This is a genomic window from Cohnella suwonensis (genome assembly GCF_042655365.1).
GTDB classification, from domain to species: Bacteria; Bacillota; Bacilli; order Paenibacillales; family Paenibacillaceae; genus Cohnella; species Cohnella suwonensis.
Genome location: NZ_JBHSMH010000001.1, coordinates 54514 through 71530, shown reverse-complemented (window position 1 = coordinate 71530; position 17017 = coordinate 54514). Strand labels below are relative to the sequence as shown.

Genomic DNA, 17017 nt, shown 5'->3' with positions numbered 1-17017 from the left:
GCTAGGGAATGAGGATCGGAGCGTAGGCAAACCTACGTGAGAACCGGAAGTCCCGGCTGAATTCAAGATTCGACGTCGAATAATCCCCGTGAATGCGCTTCGTGATCAAAATCGGACTTTTTGATTACCATCAGGGCATTCCTTCCGCGAGACGGTGTCCGCCGGACGCTTGGAACGGCGCCCGGTTCCATAGCGACATCCATTCCGGACCGTATCGGTTCAAGAAATGGATCGTACCATATACCCGCTCCTGCGGTTTGTCCATCGGGGACAACGACAGCCGAATACGGTCCCATTGCTTCAGCGACGCTTCGTGCCGCTTCGCGACGGAATCTATCGAACGCGATTCCAGATAAGAGATCTGCTCGATGATTTTATCGCGGTTCGTCTCGGCTAGCTTCGCCAAGGAAGGAAGGATGGACGACACCGTATCCATCATCGGCGCGTATAGCTCCGCGAATTGCCGTTTCACTTCGGCGAAACGTTCCTCGAGCTGCCACTCGTCCTGACGGGCGAGCCATTCCGCTTTCCGCTCTTCCCATTCGGTCATCGCCTGTACGGTCGTCAATCCGAACTTATCGATCAGCTTCATGACGCCCGGCTCCAAGTACGTAAACGATTGGCGCGGCACGAGAATCGGAATCGACATGCCGAACGTCTCGAAAGCCGGCCCGAGAATGCCCCAGTACGCGAGCTCGGAAGGCCCGAGCACCGCCGCGAGAACGGGAAGCACGTAATCTTGCATGAGCGGGCGCGTGAGCGCGTTCGTGCTCAGCTTCTCCGGACAATCCGCGGCTTGGGCCGTCATCTCTTCCTTCGGCAGCTTCACGATGCCTTTACGGTCGGCGAAAGCTTCGCCTTCCTTGAACAGCAACAACCTACCCTGCTCGTGATGCAGGAACAAGTTCGCCCCGCCTTGCGCCGTCTCTGCCTGTAACGGGAAACCGCGCTCCCGAACAAGTCTTTCTCCAACCTTCAAAGCGTCTTCCAATTCGCCGTTCCGTTCGATGAGCCGCTTGAACATCGGCCCCTCGATCGCGCGAAGCTTGGCGTCGTCGGCGTCGAGCAGCAGAAGCCCTTGGCTTCCGAACCAATCCGCGAGCAGTCTGGCGAACGCTAGGCTGAGCGTCGGGGCGTCGGCGCAATGGGCGCGAAGCTTTTCCAGCAACGCGGGCTTATATTCGGTATCCGGCAACTGCGCCGCCAATTCCTGAAGCGCCGACTCCCACTGCTCGTAGGATACGGGCGTCCGGCTGACCGCAAGTCGCGGGCCGTCCGGCCGCTCGACGCGAACGCGCCGGATGCCGCCTTCCGCGGACAGCACGTTCACGTGGTTCGCCTCGTCGTAATCGTGGTCTTCCCCCGCGATCCAGAATACCGGAACGACGGGCCTTCCGAGCGCGAGCTCGGCTTCGCGGGCCGCTTGGATGACGGTCAGCGCCTTATAATAAATAAGAAGCGCGCCTCCGAACAATCCGGCTTGCTGGCCGCCGACGACGACGAGCGCGTCGCCCCTTTCGAGCTTGCGGAGCGAGCGTTCCGTCTCTTCCGAAGCGGGAAGCTTCGAATGATAGTCTCGTATCGCGTCGGCTACGGCGGACAGGCTTGCCCGGGAATCCCTCTCCGAGTCAAGCTTCGCGGCTTTCGCCGCCCACGCCTTCCGATCTTCGGGATGCCCGCCGAACAAGCCGACGACGGACTCGTCTCCCGATCTGTATTTTGCCGCGATCGTTCTTAAATCCAACTCTTCGTAAGTTGTCATATTCAAAGGGAACGTTCCCCCGATCTGTCATTGTGCTATCAGAATGATTGTACACAACGACAGATTACACGTCAAAAGTATAAGTCGGCCATTCCCGTTACGTCCGGGCCGAGTTGTTTGTACGTTAGGCGCTTTTTGCGGGAAATACGATTTCAAGAAGCATGAGGAGCAGATAGACGGGAACGAGGCAAAAAAACGAGAGCCGCCATACGGCCCGAAAGAGCTTCCCGGCATCCACCTTGCCCCGCAGACGGTTCTGGGCGTTGCCGATCAGCCCGCCTCCGACCAGCATGACAAGCAAAATGAAGTAAAGGCTGAAATTCGAATGAAGGCGAGTGTTCAGCGCCCCCGCCACGAAACCGATCAGGAAAATCGTCGTGACGTCCATCGCGAGGCGAACGGCGGCTTTGCGGTCTCCGCCCCTGGCGCCTACGAAATAGACGAGCAGGAACGGGATGACCGGAACCGTCGCGATAAACGCGTATGATTGGACTAACGCATGCCAGATGGCGCCCATTCGACAATCTCTCCCCTACGTTAAGGTATGGCTTTCACGAGCGCGGTCAGCGTCTCGTTCCAGGGCGAAGGCAAACCTTGCTCCTCGGCCATTCGGCACACCGCGCCGTTGATGTAATCGATCTCGGTTTCGCGGCCCGCCAGCACGTCTTGAAGCATCGAAGAACGATTGGCGGCGGTCTTCTCGCATACCCGCATAACGGATCGCCATAGCTCGTCCTCTTCGCCGATTTCCTTGCGTCCCCGCAAAATGCCGTACGTTTCCCGGAACAGCGCCTTCATGACCGCCTTCTTCCGTTCAGATTCGAGCAGTTGTCCGTTCCGAGCTCCCCAGATCGCCGTCAACGGGTTAATGACGGCGTTCGCGAGAAGCTTCCGCAATAAAGCTTCTTCCCACTCATTCGACACGAACGCGGTAAATCCTGCCTGTTTCAGCATCGCTTCGACCCGATCCGACGATCGTCGATCCGATTCGTCCGCTAGCCCGACGCGAAACTCTCCTTTGCCGGTATGGCTGACGGTCGTACCGCTCTTCCGAAGGGCTCCCTCCGTCGTCACCGCCGGAACGACTTCCGTCTCGGGAAGGGCTTCCTTCAGCGCCTCCAGATGCCCGAAGCCGTTCTGAAGCGCGACGATCGTCCCGTCCGTTGGAACGGCCCGGGCGAGAAGCGCCAGCAACGGCGGCTTAAGAGCCGTCTGCTTGACCGCGAGGAAGACGACCTTCGGTCCGTCCGATCGCGCCGTAGCGGCTTCCTCCAGCGGCATCGCCCTGACGGCGACGCGCGACAACTCTTCGCCCGTCTCGTCTTGCAGCGAAATCCCGTCCCGCACTAGCGCTTCCGCTTGTTCCTCCGTTCGCGTCCATAACTCGCAGGCGATGCCCGATGCGTTCAGTTTCGCCGCCAATAACAACCCCATCGATCCGGCTCCCGCGACCGCAGCGCACGCCATCGTGATCTATCTCCCCTTCGTCCGCCTTTCGGCGGCAACTATGCGTCACCTTACGATACCAAAGCAAAACCCGCGAGGAAAGTCCCCGCGGGCCGCATGCTTCCTTGCTTTATTCGATTCGTTCGAGATTGCCGTTCGCGTCCATCTTGAATCTCGCGCGGTCTTCTTCCGCTTCCTCCGTCAAGAAGGCGAGCCTGCGCGCGCGGTCCATAATGCGGATGAGCGCTTTGTAGTCGTCGTTGACGACTTGGTAGTCCGTCTGGACCTCGTTGACTTCCTTGGAAAGCTTGTCGTTGATTTCCCTGAATTCGCTCAACCGGTCCTCTTTTTCTTTCAATTCTCTTTCCAGATGGCGAATTTGCTTGCTCATCTCTTGCACGGTGCCTTTCCATTGGCGCAAATAACGGATAATCGCTTCCAAAGACAAAGATTCGGCGGATAGAAGATCGGCTTTGCCGCTATCCGTATCCTCCGCGACGAGCCGTTCCGTGCCCGAGATCGTGGATATCCCTTGTTTCTTGAGATAATTCCGTTTCTGGCGTTGCTGCTTTGCGAGCCCGATGGCTTCGTCGTACCTTTTGCGGACGCAGCTGTTCCATCGAAATCCGCAAGCCGCGGAAGTGCGGGAAATACGCTGGCCGACTTCCTCGAATGCGGATAACTGGGTGCTGCCATCGCGGATATGACGCAACGTGACTTCTGCCAATATCAAGTCGTCATCCGGACTCCATGCGTCTTGTCTTGCAGCCGTCATGGGGTTCCCTCCTTACGATACGCGTATATTTTGCTGCTTTGTTCCATCCTATGCCCGTAGTAGAATTCATAGAATCTATCGGATACTTCTATTTATATCCATTTTTCGATTCACTATACGTTAGCGCGCCTTCCGAAGGGAGAATACCGCCGAAAGAGAGACTTTCGCGCGGCTGCGACGCATACGATCCGGAAAGCCGGGCATGCTACAGGCATCTTGAAAAGTTTGCCGATTCGTCACGAGTTGTCGGTTTACACGTTATGGCCCAGCCGTTATAATATGCTTTAGAAATCGTCTTGTGCGTATGAGAGGGGACTATACGATGGCACGAATGTTTAGGGTGCTCGGCTTCTGGACACTGGTAATTGCCCTAATGGCGTTTGCGGGCGACATGTTCGAATTTTCCATGTTGTTCTTCATGCAAACGGCCGTTTTCTTCTTGCTCGGCTACCTGAACTTCACCGAACGCACGTATATGCTGATGTTCTGGGGATACATGATTCTCGCCTTCCTCGGCTTCACGTACTGGACCGTGTTCGAGATGGGGATTCCGGTTTAATCGCGAACGCGCAAGCGCAAGCGATATCCGGCCGCCGGATACATATCGCAACGGAGAAAGAGGCAGCCCGCCGTCCGCATGGACGAGAGACTGCCTCTTTTTGAGGTTTCGCTTTTATGTTTATCGGTTGGACAAAATTTGAACCTTGAACAGCTCGCTCATGCCATCCGATAGCAGCAGCTGCCGGATCGCGCGGTTACGCCGGACTGTCGGATGGAACGGGTCCGCGATCGCGTGTTCGGAAAGCTTCGCCAGGACGCCGGATTCGACGAGGAACCGCTTCTGCGTGCCGTACCATCGTTCTTTCCACCCGATCCGTTCCGCCGCCCGCCGCAAGGCGCCGAAGTCCACGTGCGCGGTCAGGTCCTGCTCCCCCGGCCTTGCGAACGGATCATTCAGCGCGCGATGGCCCATATAGCCGAGCAAAGTGCCGTCCATTCGATGCGGGGCGAGCAACTCCTCCGTCTCGTCCCCGTAATCGACGAAGACGATGAGCGCTTTCGCGTCCGCTCGAGCGAGTCTGTCCGACAACGATTCGAACCAGGCTTCGGCCGCCAAGTTCATTTCGAAAGATTGCCCTTCCGACGGCTTCGCCTTCGATTCGCCCAGTCTCTTTCTTAGGCGTTCGTCCGTCAGCTCCATCAGGCAATGGACGAAACCTTCTCCCTCCCGGTATGCGACGCCACGCTCCGTTATTACTCCGCGCCTCAACGTCAGGCGATGCACCGGGAACGCGTCGATCAATTCGTTGGCGACGACGATGACGGGCCCGGAGGCGAATCGCCCGTTGATCTTATCGTCTTCCGAGTCCGATAGAACGTCGGCAGACCCGGCGACGATGTAGGGCGCCAACGCTTCCCTGGCGGATTCCCGGTGCGACGGATTCCCGTCCACGACCGTACATTGGAATCGGAGGCCGGCGTCTTCGGGGATTGCCGCCCAGGCGTCCAGCATCTGTTTCGCCAGCCGGCCGGTCCCCCCGCCCCAATCGAACACCCGAACGAGCTTGTCTCCCGGGAATTCGGCTTTCGCCAATCGCGTCAGCTCCGAGGCGAGCTGGCCGCCCATGACGTCCCCGACGAAAGCGCTCGTATAGAAGTCGCCTTCCCGTCCGACCCGCGCCGCGCCGGAACGATAATAACCGAAATCGGGATGATAGAGACAATGCGTCATATACTGGTGAAAGGGGATCGCGGACAACGTCTCCCCGTTTTCCGCCCGGCCGCGAACGTCGCTATTCGCGATCAATCGCTTCAATACCGGCTCCAGCGGCGTTTCGGTCCTGTTCTTTTCCATGCCTACCGCACCTTTCCCCGAATCGAGACGTCATATTATAATAGGGGTTGTTCCAAAAGCATTCCAAGCCGAACGCCTTCGGCGGCGCGCCCGAGAGGAGGAACTCCGATGCGTCGAATCGCGTTCGCCGCGATCGCGGCGATCGTATCGCTGCTGTTCATGTCCAGAACCGGCGCTCTGTTTCCCGTTCACGCGGGACCGATGCCCGAGAATACGAGAAAGCTGCTCGAGAAGAGCTTGTCCGTCGTCGAGCTGGACCGGGAAATCGAACGCATATCCGGCTTGAAGACGCAGACGCAGAAGCAGATCGACGAAAGCGAGACAACCCTCGCCAAGCAGGAAATCGCGATCGCCGCCCAGCGCGAGAAAGCCGGAAGGGTACTCCGATCCTATTATATGGGCTACAAGGATTTCTGGATGTCCGCCTTATTGAACGCGAATTCCCTTCCGGATCTGATCAACGTATGGGATACGATGGACATGATCGTGCAAGCCGACAAAAACGCGATGAACGGCTATCAGGCCGAATACGGGAAACTGAAAAAAGGGTATGACCGGCTGCGCCAAGACAAAGACGACCTGTCTTCCGTCGAACGGGAGCTCGTCGGGCAGCGCGAGCGCATCGCGGCTCTTCAGCGGGAAGTGGATGCGGCTCTCGCTTCGAGCGGCGATGCCGACATGCTGCGCAAACTGATGGACGAACTGAACGCCTATTGGAAAAACGTCGGCATCTACGAGGTGAAAAAACATTTCCGCGCGCTCGCGGACGCGATGGGCAACTTGCCCGACTACGTCAAGGATAAGCCGGGCATTCTCGAGACGAACGGCTTCAAGGCGAAGCTGACGATCACGGACGCCCAACTAAACGAGTTTCTCCGTTCTCAGGACCGCCGTTTCGACGACTTCGCGTTCAAGTTCGACGACGGGCTGCTCACGATGGAAGGCGACAACGGGAACATTACGGTGCTTATCCAAGGCCGCTACGAAATCGAGAACGAACCCGAAAACGCGATTCGCTTCCATGTCGACAAGCTCGTGTTCAACGGTCTCGAGCTTCCGGATACGACGAGAAAAGATCTCGAGCGCGAATTCGACCTCGGCTTCTATCCGCAGAAGCTCGTCAAATTCGTCAAAGCGAAAAGCGTGTCCATGGACGACGGCAAACTAGTCGTTCAACTGGCCGTCGGCGGCTGATCGGCCTTGTGCCGTTTCGTTCCACCGCTCTTTCCATTGATCGAGCGTGAGCTCGCTCCCCGCCAGTCGGGACCACATGTCGCTTAACGCCGTCAATTCGTCCGGCAATTCGGGCTCCGCGGACAGCGGGGCTTGGTTCGGGAAATTCGCCCCGTTGCGACCGGGAAGCAAGTTGGACAGCGCTCGATCGCTGTCGTACATCGTACGGAATACCGGTAGCTTGCCCAGCTTCTCCAAGTTCGCGAGCTGGGTTTGCTCCCCCGTCATTTCAGAGATCCAGACGTAAGCCGCTTCCTCGGATTCGCTGGAAGACGATACGACGAAGCTTCGGCCGCGCGGCCAAACCCATGGCATACGCCACGATTGATGGTCGATCGCCAGTTCGGTTTCCGCGGAGCCGCGGGGCTCCGCGTTCGCTTCCGACGCGTCCGAATAAGGTACGACGGCGACGGCCGCTTCCCCTCTCTTCACCGATTCGATCGCCTCGGCGACGTCCAGGGGATATCGGACGTACGAGAGCCGGGACGCCAGCAACGACAGCGCGCCTCCCGTTCCCGGGGAATCCCAAGGATCGCTTCCTTTGGCCCACAGACCGTCGCTTCGTTCCCCGCCGGCGTTCTGGAGCCAGCCGAGCAACGCCAACGGATCTTCCCGGTCGATGGCCAGCCAAGAGTACGGCGTCGGAGACGCCGCGCTCTTGTCCGCCAAGGCGGTCCACTGTTCGAGGGCAAGCGGCAACGCGACGTCCGGACCGAGCGCTTCGCGAAGAAGCCGGTCGTTCCACAGCAGCACGTACGGGTCCATGTCGAACGGAACGCCCCACAGGAAGCCGTTCCACTTCAGCGGCGACGTTAAGGCGTTGAACTGTTCTGCGAGCGCCTTGCCGACGAAGGCGGGATCCGTCGGAATCAAGTAGCCGGAAGAGGCGAACTGCTTGACCCATTCGTTGTTGAACAGCATGATGTCGGCGGACTCGTTCATGGCGGAAGCTTCCTTATATCTATCGTAGGCCCGTTCGGGATCCACGCGCGTCAGCTCGACCGTAATTTCAGGGTGGCTGAGCGAGAACCGCTCGTTCTCGCCGAGCAGCACGCGGAATTGCGGCTCCGTCATGGCCGCTTCGACGCGGAGGCGGGATACGGGCCGGGTTACGACGGGATCGTCGTTCGCCTCGGCTTTGCCGTCGACATGGAACGTCGCGACGGACGGCTCCGGCGAAGGCGCCTTCGCCCACGGCGAGAGAACGAGCACCATCAGAACGAATAAAAGAAAGACGAGAACCGATTTGCGTCTTGCCAAGGCTTCACCTGATTTCCTCTTAAACGTTAACCTGTCTTTTTAATGATAACAGGACGGAGAGTTGATGTCTCGCTTTTTCCGTAAGCGCTTTATCCCGGCGGACGAGCTCTCTCGTAGCCGTCGTCCCTACTTTGTCGACTGGAGGCAACGAAATGAAATGGACGCGTTTGTACGGGCTCGAGGCGACTTTCCCGATCGGTGGCGCCGCCGCCGAATTCGAGGATGCCGTCGATCTTATCGGAAGGAACGTCCCGTTGTTCGACCGGGCGAACGAAATGCTCGTCTTCGGCGAAGAAGGACATTTCCTCTACGCTAGGGAGTGTATGGCGGCCCGCGATCTGCTGGCGGAACCTATCGAATTGCTGCTGCTGCTCGAAGGGACGCGTCGGGAATCGCTGTACGACGATTACGCCATCGCCTCGCAAGCCGGCAACGCGTTCCTCGATCTTGCGCTGACGGCCGTCTTTTCTTTAAAAGCGACAAAGCCGGGAGCGGAACCCGTCCCGGCTTATCATCAATTGAGGGAACACCTTGTCGCCTCCGTCGACGGAAGTTCCGAAACCGCCGCGTCGGCATTCGCGATCGACCGGCAGTTGTCCGAGCTTGCGGTCCGCATCGCTTCCGCTTACGGCTGCACGGTCGAATGGCTCTTTCATTAAACGACCGCGGCGTTCGCGGTGCCTGCGCCGTCGCATGCGGACGAAGTTCTACCGGCGGCGTTATAACCTTTCGGTGGCCAGTTGTGCAAGCTTCGAACGCTCGCCTTTCTCCAAGGTGACATGGCCGCTGATGCCTTCTTTCTTGAAGCGCTCCACGAGATAGGTCAATCCGTTGCTTTGGGAATCCAAGTACGGATGGTCGATTTGCTCGGGATCGCCGAGAAGCACGATTTTGCTGTTCTCCCCCACGCGCGATACGATCGTTTTCACTTCGTGCTTGCTCAAGTTCTGCGCTTCGTCGATGATGATGAATTGACCCGGTATCGACCTCCCCCGAATGTAAGTCAGCGCCTCCACTTGAATGCTTCCCATTCCCATCAATATTTTATCGAGATCTCCCGACTTCTTCGTATCGAACAGGAACTCCAGGTTGTCGTAGATCGGCTGCATCCAAGGACGCAGCTTCTCTTCCTTCTCGCCGGGCAAATAGCCGATATCCTTACCCATCGGCACGACGGGGCGCGCGATAAGCAGCTTCTTGAACTTGTGCTCGTCTTCCACTTTCATGAGACCCGCGGCGAGAGTGATCAGAGTCTTGCCGGTTCCCGCCCTCCCCGTAAGCGTCACGAGGGGAATTTCGTCGTTCAGCAGCAGTTCGAGCGCCATCCGTTGCTGGGCGTTCCTCGCGGTAATGCCCCACACCGGATCGTTGCTCATATGCAGCGGCTCGAGCTTATGACCGTCGGACGTCACTTTCAACAGAGCGGACTTGGACGTCCCGAGTTCGTCGCGCAAGATGACGAATTCGTTCGGATGCAGTTGAACTTTCAGGCCGAGCTGATTCACGCCGATCGACCTCGTCGAGTAAAACTCGTCGATGACCGAAGGATGCACGTGCAACGTCGAGTGACCCGCGTACTGGTCCGGCACGGATACGATTTGGTCGGACAAGTAATCCTGCGCCGGCATCCCCAACACGTCCGCTTTCACCCGTACGAGCACGTCCTTGCTGACGATGATGACGGGACGGGGATTGCCGCTCTCTTGTTCTTCGATATGGTAATTCAGCGCCACCGCGAGTATTCGGTTATCGTTGGTCATCTCCCCGAACGATTCTTGAACCTTCACGAAGCGGCGATGATTCATTTCCACCTTGAGCAATCCGCCGTTCGGCAATCGCACGCCCTCGTGAAGCTGACCGAGCGCCCGCATGCCGTCAAGCTCCCGCGAAATGTTCCGCGCGTTGCGCCCGATTTCGTCGGCCAGCCTTTTCTTGGAGTCGATCTCTTCCAGCACGACGGAAGGAATAATGACTTCGTTGTCCTCGAAGGAAAACAAGGAGAGCGGATCATGCAACAGTACGTTCGTGTCCAGCACATAAATTTTACGCATGAGGGACCCTCCAGGTTCGGCGATTTGAATTACATAGCTCTCGAAAGGCAGGGAACACTAACGATACCGCAAGCTTTTCTGTGGCAGCCGAACGCGCCGGCGTCGAACCGTCGCCATGTCGGCTAATACGGGCATCCCTCCAAACCAGGGTGGTGAAACAGCAATGAAACAATCTATGTTGATCGCATGCGGGACCGCCGCGCTCATGCTTTCCGCGCTTGCGCTCGGCCCTGCGGGCTGCGGCAACAACAGCAAATCGTCCGCGCCGGAATCTTCGAGCGTGCGTTATCAGGCGCAACAAGCCGGCAACGCGACCGAGAAGACGCTAAGCAATCCGAAACAAGTGTCCGCCCATCTGGAGTCTCTTGCGCGCGGCGTCGAAGGCGTCAAAAGCGCCAACTGCGTCGTGTTCGGCAAGTTCGCGGTCGTCGGCATCGACGTCGATTCGAAAATGGAGCGCTCGAAGGTCGGAACGATCAAGTACGCGGTCGCCGAAGCGTTCCGCAAAGATCCTTACGGCATCGATGCCGTCGTTACGGCGGACATCGACATGGCCCAGCGGTTGCGGGAGATCCGCGCCGATACGAGAGCCGGCCGGCCGATCGCCGGATTCGCAGAGGAACTCGCCGACATTGTCGGACGCCTCGTCCCGCAAATTCCGCGAAACGTCATTCCGCCGATGTCCGGCGAGAATTACGGCGCTAACAGCGTCCGCAAGGCGAAACGGCAGAGCGAAACGCCTGCTCCGACCGCCATCCGCTGATCGATTCCGATCGGCGGGCTCGGGGACGTTTTTCCCTATCGTTGGACAAAAAAAGCCCAGTGAAAGTCACTGGGCTTTTCCGCACGCCATAGGCACGCTTGGACATCCAAGCGGCGCGAGGCTCTATTGTCGACGCAAGTCGTTCGTTCGAAGCTTCGGTCCAAGTGGTTATCGTTCCTCTCATCCGCAGCCCCCCTCGAACTTGGTGTAGCTAGCTATATTATAGCATATGAGTTCATGCTTTCCAACGCATCCTTGCCTAGTCCCGCGCCGGAACGGCGCGACAGCTCGCTAAGCCTCGCTCTGACGCGTACCGATTCCCCGATGACGATGAGAGCCGGATTGCGAACGGCCATCTCCAGCGCGATGTCTCCGATCGTCGCGAGCGTGCCGACGAACGTTCGTTGCTCGTCCGTCGTCCCTTGTTCGACGATCGCCGCTGGCGTATCCTCCGCTTTGCCGTGCGATAGCAACTCTCCGCGGATCGTATCGAGATGGGAGATGCCCATGTATACGACGAGCGTATCGGCGCCGTGCGCCAACAGATCCCAACGTATACCGGACGATGGATCGGCGCAACGGCTTCCCGTCACGAACGCGACCGATGCGCTCGCTCCGCGATGCGTTAGGGGAATATCGGACGCCGCGGCGCTACCGAGCGCCGACGTGATACCGGGCACGATCTCGTACGGGATGCCCCGCTCCGCCATCGCGAGCGCCTCTTCCCCGCCTCGTCCGAAGATGAAGGGATCGCCGCCCTTCAGCCGGACGACGTCCTTCCCTCTTCCCGCGTACATCGCGAGTAAACGATGAATGCGTTGTTGCGGCATCGCGTGCGCTCCGGGGCTTTTACCGCAATAAACGAGCAACGCGTCTTTCTTCGCGTTCGCGAGAAGGCGATCGTCGATCAACCGGTCGTACAAGATGACGTCGGCTTTCTGGATGCGCAGCAGCGCCTTTACGGTAATCAATTCCGGATCGCCCGGACCGGCTCCGACGATACGTACGGTTCCGGGCGTCCTCGCGCGCTTCGCGCGGCTCGGCTTCGCGTCGTCCATATCCGTCCCTCCGTTCGGTCTATACGCTCAAGTAAATGGATCCGCTAGCCGGGTCGACTTCGACTTCGAACGTATTGACGCATCCATCGTCCGGCTTTTGCACTTCCCCGTTGCGAAGGTCGATTCTCCAATCGTGCAACGGACAGTGGACGACTTTACCGCACACCATTCCTTCCGAAAGCTGTCCGCCCTTGTGCGGGCATTTGTTTTCGACGGCGAGCACCTCTCCGTCCGATAAACGGAACAAGGCGATGTCGGTATCCTTGATCCGGATTTTACGGGCGCCAAGGGGATCGATGTCGTTCACGTTGGCTACGAGTACTTTTGTTTTGTTCATGCTGCATCTCCCCCTCTTATGGCGATACCGTTTGCGCAGCGGCGATCGGTTCGAAATTTTTGCGAAGTTCCGGCTCGGCGACGATTTCTTTCCAAGGATCCGGAATTCTATCCAGCGTAGTCCGCATTCTGCCGTACAGCGCTTTGCGCTCTTCGGCGCTCTCGAGCCCCTTCTTCACGGCTTCGATGCCGACTCTCTCGACCCATTGCGACGTCCTCTCGCCCCACGTCGCTTCTTCGCGGTAATACTGCAGGAACGCGGCCGCCCATTCCACGACTTCGTCTTCCGTCTTCACGACGCAGAGCAAATCGGTCGCCCTAACGTGCACGCCTCCGTTGCCTCCGACGTGCAGCTCCCAACCGCCGTCGATCGCGACGACGCCGAAATCCTTGATCGTCGATTCCGCGCAATTCCGCGGACAGCCGGACACGGCCAGCTTCACTTTCGCCGGGGCGTTCATTCGTTCGAATTCTTTCTCCAGACGAATGCCCATGCCGATCGCGTCTTGCGTGCCGAACCGGCAGAACGTCGAACCGACGCAAGTTTTGACCGTGCGAAGCATTTTGCCGTAGGCATGGCCGGAAGGCATGTCGAGCTCCTCCCACATTTTCGGGAGGTCTTCCTTCTTCACGCCTAGCAAGTCGAGCCTTTGCCCGCCCGTGAACTTCACCAGCGGCACGTCGAACTTCTCCGCGACTTCGGCGATTTTCTTTAATTCCGAAGGCGAAGTGACGCCGCCGTAGATGCGGGGAACGACCGAATACGTGCCGTCCTTCTGAATGTTCGCGTGGTAGCGCTCGTTCGTGAACCGCGACTCTTTCTCGTCCGCGTATTCTTCCGGCCACAGCATGCCCAAATAATAATTCAAGGAAGGCCGGCATTTGGTACACCCTTCGGCGTTGCTCCAGCCGAGCACGTTCATCGTTTCCTTGACCGTTTTCAATCCCATCCGCTTGATCTCGGCGACGATCTCGTCGCGATCGAGCGTCGTGCATCCGCAGATGCCTTCTTTGACCGCGGTTTTGGCGTTGTCGCCCGCGTACAAGGTCAGCAAGCCTTCAACGAGCGGTTTGCATCCGCCGCAAGAACCGGAAGCTTTCGTGCAAGCCTTGATTTCCCCGAGACTCGTGCAGCCTTTGTTCACGACCGCGTCGCCGATCGCCGCCTTTGTGACGCCGTTGCAGCCGCAGACGATTTCGTCGTCGGCCATCGCTGCCAGGCGATCGTCCTGCGATCCGCCGGCGGCGCCCAGGGGAGCGCCTAGAAGCAGCTCCTTCTCGCGTCCCTTAACCGACTCTCCGGACTTGATGATCGAGAATAGCTTCGCGCCGTCGCCCGTATCGCCGAACAGCACCGCGCCGATCAACTTGTCGTCCCTGAGCACGAGCTTCTTGTAGACGCCGTCCAACTCGTCTTGGTACTTCAGCGACCTGGAGCCTTCCGGCTCGTCGTAGCGGCCCGCGGAGTAGACGTCGACGCCGGACACTTTCAGCTTCGTGGACGTCACGGAACCGGCATAGCCGGCCGTCTCCAAGCCTGCCAGCCGCTTCGCCAGCACCGCTCCTTGCTCGTACAGGGGAGCAACCAATCCGTACGTGATTCCGCGATGCTCCGCGCATTCCCCGAGCGCGTAGATGTTCTCTTCGCTCGTCTCGAGGAAGTCGTTCACGACGATGCCGCGTTTCACTTCGAGGTTCGCCTTGACGCCAAGAGCGACGTTCGGGCGGATGCCGACGGCCATGACGATCAGATCGGCTTCCGCCTCCGTACCGTCCGTAAACGCAAGCCCCGTAACCCTTTTCTTGCCGATGATCGCCGAGCTGTTTTTACGCAAGAGGAACTTCATGCCTTGCTCCTCCAGCTCCTTCTGCAGCATCAAGCCGGCCGCCTGATCCAATTCCCGGTTCATGATATAAGAATTGATATGGACGACCGTGACGTCCATTCCGAGGTTCAGCAATCCGCGAGCCGCTTCCAAACCGAGCAAGCCGCCGCCGATCACGATCGCCTTCTTGTATTTCTTCGACGTCTCCATCATCGTTTCGCAGTCTTTGATATCCCTGAAGCCGATGACTCCTTCTTTGTCCGCCCCCGGCAACGGAAGCATAAAGGCGTCGGAACCGGTCGCGATAAGCAGGGAGTCGTACTCGGCCGTAAGCCCTTTATCCGACGTTACCGTCCGGCGAACGGTATCGATCCGTTCGACGCGGTGGCCCGCGTGAAGGCAGATCCCGTTGTCTTTGTACCAATCCCAGTCGTTCAGAACGATGTCTTTAATATCCGCTCCGCCCGCGAGAACGGACGATAACATGATTCGATTATAGTTCGGATGCGGCTCCGCGCCGAAAATCGTAATTTCGTAAGCGTCGGGAGCGAGCTTGAGCAAATGCTCGATCGCCCTCACTCCGGCCATTCCGTTGCCTACCATTACGAGTTTTTTCTTTTTTCTCTCCATCTCTCTCTCCATCTCTCTCCGTCTCCCTTCTTCTGTGCGACCAACGTCGGAAAACACAAATGCCCGCTTAGCTCCACGATAATATCCGCGAGGAGTTAGCAGGCTTCATTGCCGCAGGAGAGATACGCCGTTGTATCTCGTTTATGAAGTCATAAATAAATCGGTTATTGTTCAAAATATACCTCATCTGAACGTACGTGTCAACATATCTAACATCATTAAAATTGCAAAAGAACATAGACAGCCCGAATCGTCCTGTGATATAAAATTACGTAAGATTGTGTAACATTAGCGAAGACAGAAGGCGGTGAAACCCGACATGCGATCATTATTGGTTATCTATAATGAAACGAAATCGAAGGATATTATGCCGTTCTCCGATTCCGAGACGCCGCCGCCGGAATTCGTATTGCGCTCCAACGGATACATCGTCTCCAGAACCCATGACAAGGAACAAGCGCTGCTGACGGTCGCGTCCGCCGATGCGGCGATCTTGCATTTGCCGCTGTCGGCAATCAAGCCATGGGGTAAAATTTTGCTGCAAGCGAAACCTCTTCCATTATTATGGTGGTGCGACGAACTCACCGCCTCCCAGTCTCTCGACGCGTGCGAGGACGACACAATGATCGACGGCGTGCTCGGCCCGCGCATGAGCGGCCACGAGCTTCACTGGGGCCTTCATTTCGGCGCCAAGCAGTTCATGGAACGCAGGCAATGGAACAACGAGCGCGAGCAGCTGCTCGGCAAGCTGGAAGAACGCAAATGGGTCGACATGGCCAAGAGCATCCTATGCGAGATCAAGAACGTAACGGAATCCGAAGCTTATGATATCCTTCGCAAGCAAGCGATGAACGAACGCAAAAGAATGGTAGACGTCGCCACCTCGATCGTCAAAGTGTATCAATTGCTGCAAGAGAGCAAGGATAAAGGGGCGAAGAAAAAATGATCCCATTGCTGAAGGAAGTCGGCCGAGGCAAACGCGGGGCCCGCGATTTGACTTACGAGGAGTCCCTTTACGCGGCCGATCAAATATTGAATCAGAAGGCGACGCCCGCGCAGGTCGGCGCGTTCTTCATCGCCGAACGCATTAAAATGGAAAGCGTAGAGGAAATCGAAGCATTCGTCCATGTATGCCGCAATGCCGCCTATCGTGAGTACGAGCATGGCGGAATCGATCTGGCGGGTCCCTACGACGGTCGGAAGAAGTCGTTCTTCGCCACGTTCGCGTCCGCGTTCGTGCTCGCCGCCGCGGGACTTCCCGTGACGCTGCACGGCATGGCGTCCCTCCCTCCGAAATGGGGCATCACGCTGCACGACCTGCTGACCGAGATCGGCATTCGGCCTTCTTCGCTGGAAAAGGATACGATCGTAGGCGCCGCGAAAGAAACCGGCGTCCTGTACGTCCCGGCGGAGCAATGGTGTCCGCCCCTGCTCGAACTGCGCCCGATCCGCGAGCAGCTCGGCATGAGAACGGTGCTGAACAGCGCGGAGAAGCTGATCGATTACGGCAGCTCCCCTTTTTTGGTTTTTGGCGTATACCACAATACGGTATTCGACCGGCTGTCTCGGCTCATGTCCAAGCTGGCTTACCGCCGCGCCCTGATCGTCCAAGGCACGGAAGGATCCGAAGACTTGCACATCGACCGCCCGACGAGAACGTACGTCGTAGAGGACGGGACGGCGTCGCTGCAGGTCGTCGATCCGGAGACGTGGGGACTCGACACTCCCGTTCCCGAAGTCGCATGGACGCCCGCCTCGCAAATCCGGACCGCCGAAGCCGTGCTTAAAGGCGACGGAGAACTCGGATTCTTCCACCAGGTGCTGCTCAATTCCGCTTATCGCCTGCACCTCGCGGAGAAAGTCGATTCGGTCGAGGAAGGCTTGTACGCGTGCAAAGCCGCTCTGGACTCCGGAGGCGCTTGGAATGCCTACGAGCAGTGGCGAAACGCCCTACTCCACTGAATGCGTCTCCGCGGCGCCCGACAACGAAAATAACTCCCGAAAGAGCGCTGAGCTCGATCG

16 protein-coding genes are annotated in these 17017 nt (G+C 58.1%); 6 read left to right on the top strand and 10 right to left on the bottom strand.

Annotation, left to right across the window (positions count from 1 at the left end; translation table 11 throughout):
- Positions 1-130 precede the first annotated feature (130 nt).
- From bshC to ACFPPD_RS00335, 4 genes are all read right to left on the bottom strand, one after another.
- On the bottom strand, positions 131-1762 hold the full coding sequence (gene bshC, locus ACFPPD_RS00350; protein ID WP_378081019.1) for a bacillithiol biosynthesis cysteine-adding enzyme BshC: 1632 nt from the start codon (positions 1760-1762) through the stop codon (positions 131-133).
- Positions 1763-1886: 124 nt separating this feature from the next.
- Positions 1887-2279, bottom strand: a complete 393-nt coding sequence (locus ACFPPD_RS00345) for a DUF3397 domain-containing protein (protein WP_209747552.1) — start codon at positions 2277-2279, stop codon at positions 1887-1889.
- 20 nt (positions 2280-2299) lie between these two features.
- Positions 2300-3229, bottom strand: coding sequence for a ketopantoate reductase family protein (locus ACFPPD_RS00340; RefSeq protein WP_209747551.1), 930 nt, complete (start codon positions 3227-3229; stop codon positions 2300-2302).
- Positions 3230-3338: 109 nt separating this feature from the next.
- Positions 3339-3983 (bottom strand): RsfA family transcriptional regulator, encoded by a 645-nt coding sequence (locus tag ACFPPD_RS00335; RefSeq protein ID WP_209747549.1) that lies wholly within the window; start codon positions 3981-3983, stop codon positions 3339-3341.
- A gap of 322 nt (positions 3984-4305) precedes the next feature.
- Between ACFPPD_RS00335 and ACFPPD_RS00330 the strand changes: the two genes are divergently transcribed.
- A complete protein-coding gene (locus tag ACFPPD_RS00330) occupies positions 4306-4542 on the top strand; it encodes a DUF2626 family protein (RefSeq protein ID WP_209747546.1) in 237 nt (78 codons plus the stop codon).
- Between the two features lie 120 nt (positions 4543-4662).
- Here the strand turns inward: ACFPPD_RS00330 and ACFPPD_RS00325 are convergent, their stop codons facing one another.
- On the bottom strand, positions 4663-5838 hold the full coding sequence (locus tag ACFPPD_RS00325; protein WP_209747545.1) for a class I SAM-dependent methyltransferase: 1176 nt from the start codon (positions 5836-5838) through the stop codon (positions 4663-4665).
- A gap of 108 nt (positions 5839-5946) precedes the next feature.
- Here ACFPPD_RS00325 and ACFPPD_RS00320 point away from each other — a divergent pair, with 108 nt between their 5' ends.
- Positions 5947-7032 carry a coiled-coil domain-containing protein gene (locus ACFPPD_RS00320; protein WP_209747543.1) on the top strand — a complete coding sequence of 362 codons (1086 nt, stop codon included), beginning with the start codon at positions 5947-5949 and terminating at the stop codon, positions 7030-7032.
- Here ACFPPD_RS00320 and ACFPPD_RS00315 read toward each other — a convergent pair.
- Positions 7003-8331 (bottom strand): extracellular solute-binding protein, encoded by a 1329-nt coding sequence (locus ACFPPD_RS00315; protein WP_209747541.1) that lies wholly within the window; start codon positions 8329-8331, stop codon positions 7003-7005. The two genes, ACFPPD_RS00320 and ACFPPD_RS00315, sit on opposite strands and share 30 nt — an antisense overlap.
- Positions 8332-8483: 152 nt before the next feature.
- Here ACFPPD_RS00315 and ACFPPD_RS00310 point away from each other — a divergent pair, with 152 nt between their 5' ends.
- Entirely contained in the window at positions 8484-8990 is a 507-nt protein-coding gene (locus ACFPPD_RS00310) for a hypothetical protein (RefSeq protein ID WP_209747539.1), read from the top strand.
- Positions 8991-9050: 60 nt separating this feature from the next.
- On the opposite strand, the gene ACFPPD_RS00305 is transcribed toward ACFPPD_RS00310, so the two are convergent.
- Positions 9051-10382 (bottom strand): PhoH family protein, encoded by a 1332-nt coding sequence (locus ACFPPD_RS00305; protein ID WP_209747537.1) that lies wholly within the window; start codon positions 10380-10382, stop codon positions 9051-9053.
- Positions 10383-10545: 163 nt separating this feature from the next.
- On the opposite strand from ACFPPD_RS00305, the gene ACFPPD_RS00300 reads away from it, so the two are divergent.
- Positions 10546-11145, top strand: a complete 600-nt coding sequence (locus ACFPPD_RS00300) for a YhcN/YlaJ family sporulation lipoprotein (protein WP_378080971.1) — start codon at positions 10546-10548, stop codon at positions 11143-11145.
- A gap of 215 nt (positions 11146-11360) precedes the next feature.
- Here the strand turns inward: ACFPPD_RS00300 and cobA are convergent, their stop codons facing one another.
- Genes cobA through nirB form a run of 3 tightly spaced genes read right to left on the bottom strand, consistent with a single transcriptional unit; the run spans position 11361 to position 15007 of the window.
- Complete coding sequence (gene cobA / locus ACFPPD_RS00295) at positions 11361-12203, bottom strand: uroporphyrinogen-III C-methyltransferase (protein ID WP_209747535.1); 843 nt, start codon at positions 12201-12203, stop codon at positions 11361-11363.
- Between the two features lie 19 nt (positions 12204-12222).
- The gene (gene nirD / locus ACFPPD_RS00290) at positions 12223-12540 is read right to left on the bottom strand and encodes a nitrite reductase small subunit NirD (protein WP_209747533.1); all 318 of its coding nucleotides are present in this window, start codon (positions 12538-12540) and stop codon (positions 12223-12225) included.
- Between the two features lie 16 nt (positions 12541-12556).
- Positions 12557-15007, bottom strand: a complete 2451-nt coding sequence (nirB, locus tag ACFPPD_RS00285; protein ID WP_378080968.1) for a nitrite reductase large subunit NirB — start codon at positions 15005-15007, stop codon at positions 12557-12559.
- Positions 15008-15314: 307 nt separating this feature from the next.
- Between nirB and ACFPPD_RS00280 the strand changes: the two genes are divergently transcribed.
- The gene (locus ACFPPD_RS00280) at positions 15315-15941 is read left to right on the top strand and encodes an ANTAR domain-containing response regulator (protein ID WP_209747531.1); all 627 of its coding nucleotides are present in this window, start codon (positions 15315-15317) and stop codon (positions 15939-15941) included.
- Positions 15938-16957 carry an anthranilate phosphoribosyltransferase gene (locus ACFPPD_RS00275; RefSeq protein ID WP_209747529.1) on the top strand — a complete coding sequence of 340 codons (1020 nt, stop codon included), beginning with the start codon at positions 15938-15940 and terminating at the stop codon, positions 16955-16957. The genes ACFPPD_RS00280 and ACFPPD_RS00275 overlap by 4 nt, the downstream gene beginning before the upstream one ends.
- Positions 16958-17017: the final 60 nt, after the last annotated feature.